This window comes from Companilactobacillus miaonis (genome assembly GCF_036913615.1).
Lineage (GTDB): Bacteria > Bacillota > Bacilli > Lactobacillales > Lactobacillaceae > Companilactobacillus.
In genome coordinates, this window is the sequence record NZ_JAYKTX010000004.1 from 170,187 (window position 1) to 181,788 (window position 11,602).

Below are 11,602 nucleotides of genomic sequence, written 5' to 3' on the forward strand. Positions count from 1 at the left end.
CCCATGTTCGTATACAATAAGCCTATAAAGATAAGGGGGTGAAATGATGGAGAATAAAGCAGAATTTATGATGGGTTTGAAAATGAGAATCTATCCTAACAGAAAACAGGAGAGAATTTTCTGGAAGAATATTAATGTTTCTCGGTTTGTTTATAATAAGCTACTAGCTAACAGCTGGACTGACACGCCTGTTTACAAGAATAAGTTAGATGAATTGTATCCTATTCCGGAAAAATACTGGAAGTATAATAAAAATGGCAAATTACTTAAATCTAGTACAGTCCGTAAAACAGGACTGGCTCGGATTACTAAAGATAAGTACCCATGGTTAGGCGACAAGGATATTGATAGTGATATGGTCAATAATGCTCAAGTTGCCTATAAATCGGCTTGGAACCTATTTAATAAAGTACACAAATCTGGTACTCCAAAATTTAAACGCAAGTCTAATCCAAATCAAGGTTACAGGACTTCCAATCACTATAGCTCATCTGCTGTTAAGAAAAACGGTGGTGTTCCATCTTTGTACAATGGATCAATCAAATTTCTAGATAATAAGCATATTAGATTACCCAAAGTTGGTCGTATCAAAGTGAAACTATCTAGAAATCTACCTAATAATCAATTGGTTAGAATAGCTACTGTTTCCATCAAATACTTGTCAACTGGAGAATGGTTTGTTTCCCTCCTGTTAAAAAGTGATGAACCATTTAAAAGACATCTTCCAAAGGCCAATTCACAAATCGGTTATGATTTAAATACTGAAAATTTCTTAACTGATAGTTACGGCAATACTATTGATAATCCTAGATTCTATCGTTCTATCAAAGGAAGATTAGCTAAGGAACAACGTAAGTTATCTCGAAGAGGTAGACGTGCTAAATCTGAAGGGAGAAAACTTTGGAAATCTAAGAATTATCAGAAACAACGAAAACTAGTAGCTAAACTCCACAGTAAAATAAGAAATCAACGTAAAGACTTTCTTCAAAATCTCTCAACTGCACTTATCAAAAACCACGATTTGGTAGTTGGGGAGAATTTGAAGAGTAAAAATATGTTGAAAAATCATGCTTTAGCTATGTCTATTTCAGATGCCGGTTGGAGAACATTTATTGGTATGTTGGAATATAAAGCTCCAATGTATGGTCGTACTTTCGTTGAGGTTGATCCAGCCTATACTACTCAACAGTGTAGTGAATGTGAATTCAGAATGGGTACAGGTAATACTCATAAATTAACCCTAAATGATAGAGAATGGACCTGTCCCAATTGCAATACTCACCATATTAGGGATTGGAACGCATCTAAAAATATCCTAGCAAAAGGCTTGATTGAATTAACTAAACCGTTAACTGAAGATAGTCCAATATATAGATAAATATATGGGCGTTTGGCAACTCACGTCCTAAGTTCTGGTAATTAGCGAGTAAGACGTTATGATTCCGATTGCTTAACGGCATGAGATATTGTAATGCGATGCTGTATCTGAATAAGTTGTGACCAGTAATTAAGTAGCGATAAGCTATTTAGTGAAGTTCACAAGCCACTGACTTTAGTCAGTGGTAGTTGACTACATGGGTTGGATCGTGGCGATTTTCTTATTGGGAATGGCCGTTTCAACACCGTTATGGAGTAAATTTGGTGAAAAGCGTGGAAACAAAATTGCCTATATTACGGCGACGATTGTTTTCATGATTGGGGCCTTATTTCAAGGACTCGCTCCCAACATTATCTGATTCATTACTGCTAGATGTGTGATGGGGATTGGGGCTGGTGGTATGAACACTATTCCCTTTATTATTTATTCCCAGATTTTCAAAAATATTAAACGTCGTTCACAAGTTATTGGGATTGCTTCCGCTGGTTTCAGTGGGACTTCGATTATCGGACCGCTGATTGGTGGCTGGATCGTTGATACGTTCAGTTGGCACTGGGTATTTTACATCAATCTGCCGTTAGCACTCCTTTCAATTATTATTATTTCATTATTCTTCAAGATCAAAGAAACTTTGAATCATGCTAAAGTCGATTATCGCGGTGCAATCTTGATGGTACTCGGTTTGACGGCTATTCTGATTGGAATTCAGTTGCTTGGAGTCGCTTCGATTTTCATTACGATTGCCTTCATCATTCTTGGTGGCTTGCTGATTTTTTGGATGTCACGCGTTGAGAGTCAAGTCGACGATCCAATCGTACCTAATCGACTGTTCAAAAATGAGAAACTCGTGATTGACCTGATCTTGTTTGCTCTGTTGTGGGGGTCGTTTGTGGCCTTCAACATCTATATTCCCATGTGGGCGCAAGGAATCATGGGTCTGAGCGCTTTGATCGGTGGTATGACACAGATTCCCGGAGCCATCGCCAACTTCATCGGATCAGAACTAGAACCTCTAATTCAGAGAAAATTGAATCGTTACTCGATTATTGGTATCGGGACAATTGCTTTCTTGATTTCTTTTGCTGGTCTGTACGTTGCAAAACAAAGTGCCAGTTACACTTTCTTATTGATCATGGGAGTCTTTGAAGGATTTGGTGTCGGAATTTGTTTCAACGCCTTGTTGATTGCGGTTCAATTTGACGTTGAAGAACGTGATGTTCCAATTTCAACTTCCTTTGCTTATTTAGTCAGAATCCTCAGTCAAACTTTCATGTCCTCAATTTACGGAGTAATTTTAAATATTGCTTTGATGCATGGAGTTAAGAATAGTAACGGTCACATAACGATGGCGATGATGAACAAACTCAGTAACGCCGCCGACGCAAAGTATTTACCAAAGAGTTTGATTCCTGAAATGAGAAGGATCTTCTTCTCGGGAATCCACAGTATCATGTTGACAGCAATGCTTTTGATCATCGCAGTAATTTTGATTTTAGGTTACCTATTTAGAAGAGAACACACAAAAAAGCTTTCCTAGTGGAAGCTTTTTTTGGTCTATAATATTAATAATTGAGGAGGATATCAGATGACAAATATCGAGCGCATGAAACATGGGAAAGTTTATAACCCTGATGACACAACACTTTTAGCTGAGCAACTTGAAGCTCAAGAATTAAATGACCGTTATAACGAACTAAGACGTTCAGAAATGAATTTGAAAGAGGATATGTTACAGCAGATGTTTGCGGAATTTGGAACTGGCGGTATGATTGAAACGCCATTTCACGCTAACTGGGGTGGCAAGCACGTCCATGTTGGTAAGAATTTCTATGCTAATTTTAATCTCACGTTAGTCGATGATGGAGAGATCTACATTGGAAATGATACGATGTTTGGCCCAAATGTAACGATAGCAACTGCTGGACACCTTATTTATCCGGCCATTAGAGCAAAACATTATCAATTCAATAAAACGGTAAAAATTGGTAATAATGTTTGGCTAGGTAGTAACGTCACAGTTCTGCCAGGAGTGACGATTGGTGATAATTCAGTAATTGGAGCCGGTAGTATTGTTACTAAAGATATTCCTGCTAATGTAGTGGCAGTTGGAATTCCTTGTAAGGTTCTTCGTGAGATCAATCAACATGATCATGACTATTTTTATAAAGATGAGAAATTAGACATTTGGGAATAATTTCCATTTTGTATATCAATTGATAAATAAATAGAATTGTAAAAATCCTCCACCTATAATGAAGTATTAAGGGGAGGTGTTTTCAAGATGACAGCACGGACCTTATCTAAAGAAAAAGTAATTAAAGCTGCGATTAAGATTATTGATGACCAGGACAACTTAACCTTTAGTAAGCTCGGTCGGTTAGTAGGTACTCGTTCACAGGCAATTTACAATTATTTCCCTGATGTCTTAGCCGTTAGAGTCAGTGTGGCAGCGGATTTTTATGACAAACTGTCACAACGTCTAGAAGCTGATCTCTTAGGATTGACTGGAAAACAAGCCATCAAGGCTTTTTGTCATATTTGCGTGCAATTTTCTTTAGGGCAATACGTGATGGTTCAACAAATCATTGATATTCCAGCTGATCATTTACATGATGAACCATTAAATAGTAGCTTTAGAAATATTTATGAAATTTTACATCGTTATTTAAATTCATTAATTCCCGATGAAAAAAGACAGATGGTCTTTTCCCGAATGTTACGCAATTTAATTATTGGACAAATTATTAACGTTGGTAGTGGTCGTTATACTAATACACCCGTCTCCAAGCGTGATAGCTTCGATGACATGTTAGAGATAGTTCTGCTTTCCTTGTAGATTTATAATGAACATTACATGTAACTATGCATGTAAAAGATATTTTTAGTGTCTTGTATTTTTTGATATTTTATAACTGTTAGAAAATATCGCTATAGGAGGCGTGGCAATATGCACAGTAAGGTAAACTATGACATGTTGCATCCAACGTACAAGGCATTGTATGACATCGTCGGGGAAGAGAATTTATTAAAGATTTACGAACTATTTCGAGGAACTCAATTACAGTTACCAATGAAAATGTATGATCGAGTTTCACTGAAGGAAGCAATTCAGGACGGAAAGTTAGACAATATGACTAACCAAGAGATTTCGTTGCAATTTGGTTATTCACCGCGTTGGATCAAAAGTGTTCGTGAGAAAAAAGTATAAAAATGGCTCAATAAAGTGTTGTACCTTAACTTTATTGAGCCATTTTTTATTTGCTTTCTGTTTCTTTAAAAATAGTAGTTCTATTTAAAATAGAAATATAAGCAAAACAAAAGGAAGGTATCACTAGTCCGCTACACTTCAATGTGCGTTTCTAGCGATACCTTCTTTTATCTTTTATCAAGTAGTTCGTAATGTATAAATCGGAAAGCTATTTTCCAGAGCTATAAATTTCTCTCAGTCCATTGATATCGCCTTGTGATAAGGTGCTGATACCTTGATCCATGGGGTACATGACTGATTTAGTACTAGAACTATGAGCTAGTCCTAAGGCATGTCCTAGTTCGTGAACGGCAACGGAATCTTTAATAGATAAGTCTGGATATTGTAGATTCAAACCTGCTTGAGCAGTATTGATGGCAAAGTGATTGATCACTAATGATGAAGGACCACCATTACCTAATTCAACGGTTCTAGAGGCAATATTTTCAATCTTTTTGTGATAAACAAAAAAAGTAATGCTATTCTTATTAGTTTGAGGATTGCCTGGAATTAAGCGAACGATCCCCGTTGCATTGTATGTATTAACAGCTCGCGTGAAAACATTTCTGACTGCTTGCGGAACATCCTTTTTAAAATGGAAGTAATACACATTCGAAGTGGAAACATCTTTCATCGGGCTTTCGGCTGGAGTTACGGTCGAACCGACTTGTTTCTCAGTGGTAGTTTTGGTCGTGCCATTGAGTTTTCTGTCAACCGAAGCTTCCAGTGAATATAAGTAAGGCTGTACTTTGACGCCAGCTTCTTGGACGGTTGATTTTAAATGTGGAATTAAATTGGGATTCTTATCAACTACTAAAATAATGGAGGCTAAGACTAACAACCAAACCCACAGTTTTCTTTTCATTTATTGCAGCACTCCAAATCTTTGATTTCCCAATAATCATATCGGTTGAAGTGCTAAAAGTCCAATTTTTTATTTGTGAAAAGATAGCTATTTTTTCTGTAAGCTCTTTCTTTCAGGGCTAGACCAGGTACCAGAACCAAAGCCAAAAATAGTCTTGAGTGCTGGTATGAAGGTAGTCACAACTGTGATGGGGTTGATCATCCAGTAGAACAAAATGTATAGTGGTGCGAATAAGACATATTTCATCTTGGCTGCATGGTGGTCTAAAATTAAAGCAGTAATTAACTGAATTAAACCAGCAATCATTTCAAAAGTTACAAAGATAAAAGAGATAGCGAAAGCATGAAAAATTCGTTCATAATTTCCCTGGATTGCAAACCAAATCATTAAGATGATAAAGATAATTGAGGTGATGACAAAAAAGAATGACCAGATGATTGAAAGGGTTGAATCAATAAACATCGACATTTGGTAGCGACGTTTAATAGGATGGAAGAGGAATTTTTTTAAATTAGTTAACCAAACTTCCGTCCCACCTTGAGCCCAGCGTTTACGTTGCTTGTATAGATCTTTGATAGTTTCGGGAACGTTCATATGAAAGACGATATTAGGAGCAAATCGTGGAACGGCACCGATTGTTTGGTGATCCCAAGCGATACTGATATCTTCAGTGGCTCGATTTTGTCTGAAACCACCGACATCGATCAAAAAATCTTTCTTGTATAAAGTATTGGCGCCACTGTAAGCATACATAGAATCGTTGACTGAAGTTTGACTCCGTTTAATTACGCCGACGATGCTTGAGAATTCCACCGTTTGTGACTTTCCCAAGAGAGTGGTTCGATTTTGAACGTCCATGTTGGCGGTAACGGCTGAAGTGTTCATGTCGCGAGCGTGAATGAAGAAATTCATGTATTTCATCAACGCATCAGGCTCAGGAATCGTGTCGGCATCGTTACTGAGGATGTACTCACCCTTGGCAAAATGCATTCCAATATTGAAGGCGTGAGCTTTGCCTTTATTTTTGATGATGTTGATCGTACGCAATTTAGGATATTTAGTTTGTAGTTGTTTAATAATATCAGCGGTTTTATCAGTCGATCCGTCGTTCATGACGAGAACTTCGAAATTACTGTAATTTAAGTGTTCGAATAGGTAAGTGATTGTTTCCTCAATCATAACTTCTTCATTGTGAGCGGGAATCATGATAGTGATCATAGGTTGTTCGTTTGGAGGGATTTCTACCCAGTTGTCATCTTCTTTATCGGTTTTAACAAAACGATAGGATAACGCTCCAAAGAACCACAAAAAAGAACCAGTGATAGGATACAGGCAAAGGATCAGTAAGCAAATATTGAAAACTGTCCCGAGTGCTGTTGATTCAAAAATGTGGTCAACAAAAATGTTATACATATTTCCCCCTTAGTCTAAATCGTTAAGATTATTTTTCTCATATAGTTTTTGTATGGTATCGGTATCTAAGTTTTGTTCAGGTTGAATATCAAGTGTACGGACATTTTCACGAAACTCTTGGTCGCCAAAACGGTGATCGATGAACTTGGCTAAAGTGTCTTCACGCCTTCTTTGGTTGATAGGATTGAAAGTAGGCCACTGTTCCACTAAACGGTCACGTTTTCGATTTTGAATGATAGTCATACTGATGGCGAAGATGCCTGACATCACAAAAGCAAAGAATAGTATAACGCCAATAAAACGGATCTCTAGAATTCCTTCGGCATATGACCATAGATGCGGGATTTTGGGATTAAAGTTAGCCCAAAAGGCTGTTACCGTTATAACGATGGGAATGATTACACAAAACCAACCAATCAAGGCTATCAACGTTTGAAAGATTTTTCTCAACCAGTGGCCTTTTTCAAAATAGTCATCAGTATAAAGTTGTTGTTTGTCATTTTTTTTCAAAATTATCACCTTGAATTTCTGGGTTGGTTGGATGACCAAATAAATAACCCTGACGAGTATTGATTTTGAGAAATTGAGCCAAATCTTCATCTGCCTTATTTTCAACGCCCATCAAAATGAGTTCAATATTATGTTCTTTGGTGATTTTATTCCAGGATTGCAAATTTAAATCAAGCCAAATAGAAGGATCTTTTTTTCGGAAATCACGCATAGAACATTTGATATTATCGATAAAGGGTAACATCCATTCAATATCTTTGAGATTTTGCTTCTGTGAACCAACGTTATCGATGCTAAATTGCATGCCATAAGCTTGAGCACGCTTGATTTTATTTTCAAATTGGTAATGATTGACGTATTTAGGACCAAACTTGGGTGAATACTCGATGGAAAGTTTCATCGGTTCAATTTTTGAAATTGCCCAACGTACGAAGTATAAGAAATCGGAACTGATTATTTGATTGTATTCAAGGTTTATTGAGAGCCGAATGGGTTCGGTTGGCAACGATTTGAAAGTATCTTCTAATAGGAAGATTACCCGTTGTAAAGGAAGGGAATCCAAATTCTTAGGCAGTTTCCAAGTTCCATCAGGCTGCTTTTGACGTAATAAGCATTCGTAGCCAATTGTTTTTCCGGTATGATCGACTTGCTTTTGGATAAAGTATTTTAATTCGAAATCTTTATTTTCCAGGTAATTGTTATTTGATTTTCTAGAACGCTAATAATAGATAATTATCGTTATAACGAATAAAATCAAAGTGATAATAGTTATGCGAAACAACAATATTTCTAGTTGTAATAGGTTCATTTTGCTCCTTTGTAATTCCTTGTTTACGGACACGATTATATTAAGTATACAACTAAAATTATGCCTTTTATATTAAATGTATGTACCTTTATTCATTGCAAGAGGTATAGCTTTTTTTAAGTGCGAATTGTGCACGAGACGGCAGTGTACACCTATTTAAAAAATCGATAAATAATAACTAAAAAATGTATGGAGAAAGTATTTTTATAACTATACCATTTGTCTATAAAAATAATATAAATTTATATATATTATCTTTGTAGCCGAGCCTTAATAGCACAATGTAAACCGGTTTCAAGCTACAATTAACTTGTCATGATATAGATACCTATTGATATATGTATTCGACTTAAACCACGAAATTAGTTCGAATAAATATTGACTATTCAAAAAATGGTATCTATAATGTAAGCGTAATCAAGAAATTATTTTATAGAAAAGGACTGTGAACGTTATGAGTAATCAAACATTGATTTCATTAGCGGCTCCTGTAGACGGAAAGCTATTGAAGCTTGATCAGGTAAAAGATCCCGTCTTTTCTCAAGGTTTAATGGGACAAGGTTTTGCTATTGAACCCAGCGACGGTAAAGTGGTTGCACCAGTTTCTGGTGTAGTAACTTTGGTTGCTGAAACAAAACATGCCTTTGGGATTAGAACGGCTGACGGAGCAGACGTTTTAGTCCACTTGGGAATCGATACAGTTGAATTAAAGGGTGAACCTTTTACAGTTTCAATTAAGCAAGGTGACCAGGTAACGGCTGGACAAGCAGTTATCACGGCGGATTGGAAAAAAATTACCAATGCTGGCAAGCAAAAGACAGTAATCTTAGCTATTACTAACAGTAAAGATATTTTGAAGCAATTTTTAATGAGTGATACGGATTCAGATGTTACCGCCGGACAGATTGTTGCCGGAGCTAATATTGAAGTTGTCAAAGCAACTAAAAAGGCCACTGGTAAAGGTGGTAAGTACGACCAATTAGCCACAGACATTGTGGAAAACGTTGGTGGTAAAGAAAATATCAACAGTTTGATTCACTGTATAACTCGTTTGCGTTTTTATTTGAAGGATGACAAGAAGGCTAATGATGACACGATTGAGAATTTACCGGGTGTGATCAGTGTTGCTAAGGCCGGTGGTCAGTATCAAGTTGTTATTGGTCAAGCGGTGACTGATGTTTATGATGCTGTAATCAAACAGATCGGTACGCAATATACTAATAACGCCGCTACGGCTGAAGCTGTTGCTGAAACGACTAAGGCACAAAATATATCGGTTTGGGACAAAATTAAGAATGGTATCAGTAATTTTATTGGTGTTTTAACTGCCTCAATGATTCCAATTATCGGTATCTTAGCTGGTTCTGGTATTCTGAAAGGTATTCTAGCAGCTTTAACTGGCTTTAAAATTTTATCCACAACTAGTGGTACTTACATTATTTTAAATGCTATTGGTGATGCAACATTTTATTTCTTACCAATTGTTCTAGGATTCACAGCTGCTAAGAAACTCGGCTCGGATCCAATTGTTTTGGCTATTGTTGGTGGAATTATTATTTATCCAAGTTTAGTAACTTTAGCAAGTAAAGCTAGTACTTCAGCAACAACTTTCCTAGGCATTCCGACTACTTTAGTTTCATATACCTCATCAGTTTTCCCAATTATCGTGGCAGCTTGGTTAGGTAAGTACGTTGAGAAATTTTTAAAGAAAATTATTCCATTATATTTAAGAAGCGTCTTTATTCCTATTTTGGAAGCATTAGTTTTGAGTTTAGTTATTTTGATCGGTGTTGGACCAATTATTACCGCTATGAGTAAAGGCCTATCTAATGGTCTAGTTGCTATTTACAGCTTCAGTCCAACGTTATCTGGTTTCGTGCTTGGTGGCGTTTATCAAACAATGGTTATCTTCGGCTTGCACTGGGGACTTATTCCAATTGTTATTAACGATATCGCTACTAACGGTCATAGTTATATCAATTCGATTCTTTCAATCACTATGGTTGCCCAAGGTGGTGCGGTTCTAGCAGTCTTCTTGAAGACTAAGAATAAGAAATTGAAGGAAGTTTCACTTGCCGCTGCCGTTTCAGCCTTTTGTGGAGTTACTGAGCCAGCGCTATATGGTGTCAATTTGAAGTATAAGCGTATTTTTGTGGTTGCAAGTATCGCCAGCGCTTTAGGTGGTGCGTTGACAGGATTCTTGAGAGTCAACAATTACGCTTTGTCCGGTGCTTTAATTGGATTCCCAGCCTTTATCACACCAGGAGTCGGTATCGGTAGTAACTTCTACGGATATCTGATTTCTCACTATGGAACGTTGTTGATTTCAGTCGTTTTAGTTTATCTCTTTGGTTTCACAGACAAGATGTTGGCTAAAAAAAATGATTCGATGAATTTAAATGTCAATGTGGCTTAGGAGTAGACTATGGAAACAAAAAAATACAAATTACAAATTTCCAATCACGAATTTCAAGTGAAGAGTTATTGGCTTGATCAGATTGCTGATTTTGATAAAGAAGTCGATTTTCCAATTGCCATCATTTGTCCAGGTGGCGGTTTTACCTTCCATTCACAAAGGGAAGAAGAGCCCGTAGCGTTACGCTTCAATTCCTTTGGTATGCACGCCGTTGTTTTAGAATATCAGCTGATAGGAAATGAGCCGGTCTATCCAACTGCTTTGCAAGAATTGGCCAAAACAATTGACTGGATCACTAATCAACCGGCGTCACGCCACATTGATAAGAAGAAAATTATTTTAGTTGGTTTCTCTGCTGGCGGCCATGTAGTAGCTTCTTATAACGGCGTTACAAGCGATACAGCGTTACGTCAAAAATACCAACTAGATCAATATCGTGGTCAACACGCTGCAGTTATCTTAGGTTATCCAGTGATCGATATGACGATTCCCGGTAGTTTTCCAAATGATGATCATGCGTTACATCAAATCTCTGAAGATCGAACGCTTTGGAAAGCACAAGATTTATTGAATCAAAATTCCAAACCAGCTTTTGTTTGGCAGACCCAGACAGATGAACTAGTTAAAGTCGTCAATACGATCAAGTACGTCGACAAACTGAATGAGCTGAATATTCCCGTGGAGTATCACTTATTTGGATCGGGTATTCACGGCTTAGTGTTTGGAACTTACGTTACAGAAAAGCCGGGTAAACGCAAGTATCTTAATTCTTGGACTTCGAAATGGATTGAATTAGCTTTGAACTGGTTACAGATGATGAAATTGCTAGGATAATGCGAATGGATTTAATGCCAAGAGGCACATTTTGGAAAGCGATTTCAAAAAATGTGTTGACAATTTCTTAGAAAGGGCTTACATTAATAACTGTTAAGAAAATTAATTAGACATGTAACTGGTAAAGCAGG

At 37.0% G+C, this 11,602-nt stretch carries 11 protein-coding genes and 1 pseudogene; 8 read left to right on the forward strand and 4 right to left on the reverse strand.

Features of this window, described 5'->3' with window-relative positions; genetic code table 11:
* Positions 1-43 precede the first annotated feature (43 nt).
* From U8521_RS04910 to U8521_RS04935, 6 genes are all read left to right on the forward strand, one after another.
* Positions 44-1,378 carry an RNA-guided endonuclease InsQ/TnpB family protein gene (locus U8521_RS04910; RefSeq protein WP_442886119.1) on the forward strand — a complete coding sequence of 445 codons (1,335 nt, stop codon included), beginning with the start codon at positions 44-46 and terminating at the stop codon, positions 1,376-1,378.
* Positions 1,379-1,574: 196 nt separating this feature from the next.
* Positions 1,575-1,736: an MFS transporter gene (locus U8521_RS04915; protein WP_334352038.1), complete on the forward strand. Its 162-nt coding sequence runs from the start codon at positions 1,575-1,577 to the stop codon at positions 1,734-1,736.
* 3 nt (positions 1,737-1,739) lie between these two features.
* The gene (locus U8521_RS04920; RefSeq protein ID WP_442886123.1) at positions 1,740-2,915 is read left to right on the forward strand and encodes an MFS transporter; all 1,176 of its coding nucleotides are present in this window, start codon (positions 1,740-1,742) and stop codon (positions 2,913-2,915) included.
* Positions 2,916-2,963: 48 nt separating this feature from the next.
* Complete coding sequence (locus tag U8521_RS04925) at positions 2,964-3,572, forward strand: sugar O-acetyltransferase (RefSeq protein ID WP_334352040.1); 609 nt, start codon at positions 2,964-2,966, stop codon at positions 3,570-3,572.
* Positions 3,573-3,659: 87 nt separating this feature from the next.
* Entirely contained in the window at positions 3,660-4,214 is a 555-nt protein-coding gene (locus U8521_RS04930) for a TetR/AcrR family transcriptional regulator (protein WP_334352041.1), read from the forward strand.
* 111 nt (positions 4,215-4,325) lie between these two features.
* Positions 4,326-4,586: a hypothetical protein gene (locus tag U8521_RS04935; RefSeq protein WP_334332109.1), complete on the forward strand. Its 261-nt coding sequence runs from the start codon at positions 4,326-4,328 to the stop codon at positions 4,584-4,586.
* A gap of 208 nt (positions 4,587-4,794) precedes the next feature.
* On the opposite strand, the gene U8521_RS04940 is transcribed toward U8521_RS04935, so the two are convergent.
* The 4 genes and pseudogenes from U8521_RS04940 to U8521_RS04955 form a co-directional block, all read right to left on the reverse strand.
* The gene (locus U8521_RS04940) at positions 4,795-5,490 is read right to left on the reverse strand and encodes a M57 family metalloprotease (protein WP_334332110.1); all 696 of its coding nucleotides are present in this window, start codon (positions 5,488-5,490) and stop codon (positions 4,795-4,797) included.
* A gap of 87 nt (positions 5,491-5,577) precedes the next feature.
* Positions 5,578-6,903, reverse strand: a complete 1,326-nt coding sequence (locus U8521_RS04945) for a glycosyltransferase family 2 protein (RefSeq protein WP_334352042.1) — start codon at positions 6,901-6,903, stop codon at positions 5,578-5,580.
* 9 nt (positions 6,904-6,912) lie between these two features.
* A complete protein-coding gene (locus U8521_RS04950; RefSeq protein WP_442886124.1) occupies positions 6,913-7,416 on the reverse strand; it encodes a hypothetical protein in 504 nt (167 codons plus the stop codon).
* Positions 7,400-8,221 (reverse strand): annotated as a pseudogene (locus U8521_RS04955) (EAL domain-containing protein). The gene U8521_RS04950 and the pseudogene U8521_RS04955 overlap by 17 nt, the downstream one beginning before the upstream one ends.
* 454 nt (positions 8,222-8,675) lie before the next feature.
* Between U8521_RS04955 and U8521_RS04960 the strand changes: the two are divergent.
* Both U8521_RS04960 and U8521_RS04965 read left to right on the forward strand, forming a co-directional pair.
* Entirely contained in the window at positions 8,676-10,637 is a 1,962-nt protein-coding gene (locus tag U8521_RS04960; protein WP_334352043.1) for a PTS sugar transporter subunit IIABC, read from the forward strand.
* Between the two features lie 9 nt (positions 10,638-10,646).
* Entirely contained in the window at positions 10,647-11,471 is an 825-nt protein-coding gene (locus tag U8521_RS04965; protein ID WP_334352044.1) for an alpha/beta hydrolase, read from the forward strand.
* Positions 11,472-11,602: the final 131 nt, after the last annotated feature.

Excerpts from the sequence above, each read along its gene's own strand:
- U8521_RS04965 (WP_334352044.1), top strand. The coding sequence starts at position 10,647 with ATGGAAACAAAAAAATACAAATTACAAATTTCCAATCACGAATTTCAA.
- U8521_RS04940 (WP_334332110.1), bottom strand. The coding sequence starts at position 5,490 with ATGAAAAGAAAACTGTGGGTTTGGTTGTTAGTCTTAGCCTCCATTATT.
- U8521_RS04960 (WP_334352043.1), top strand. The coding sequence starts at position 8,676 with ATGAGTAATCAAACATTGATTTCATTAGCGGCTCCTGTAGACGGAAAG.
- U8521_RS04925 (WP_334352040.1), top strand. The coding sequence starts at position 2,964 with ATGACAAATATCGAGCGCATGAAACATGGGAAAGTTTATAACCCTGAT.
- U8521_RS04945 (WP_334352042.1), bottom strand. The coding sequence starts at position 6,903 with ATGTATAACATTTTTGTTGACCACATTTTTGAATCAACAGCACTCGGG.
- U8521_RS04915 (WP_334352038.1), top strand. The coding sequence starts at position 1,575 with ATGGGTTGGATCGTGGCGATTTTCTTATTGGGAATGGCCGTTTCAACA.
- U8521_RS04910 (WP_442886119.1), top strand. The coding sequence starts at position 44 with ATGATGGAGAATAAAGCAGAATTTATGATGGGTTTGAAAATGAGAATC.
- U8521_RS04935 (WP_334332109.1), top strand. The coding sequence starts at position 4,326 with ATGCACAGTAAGGTAAACTATGACATGTTGCATCCAACGTACAAGGCA.
- U8521_RS04930 (WP_334352041.1), top strand. The coding sequence starts at position 3,660 with ATGACAGCACGGACCTTATCTAAAGAAAAAGTAATTAAAGCTGCGATT.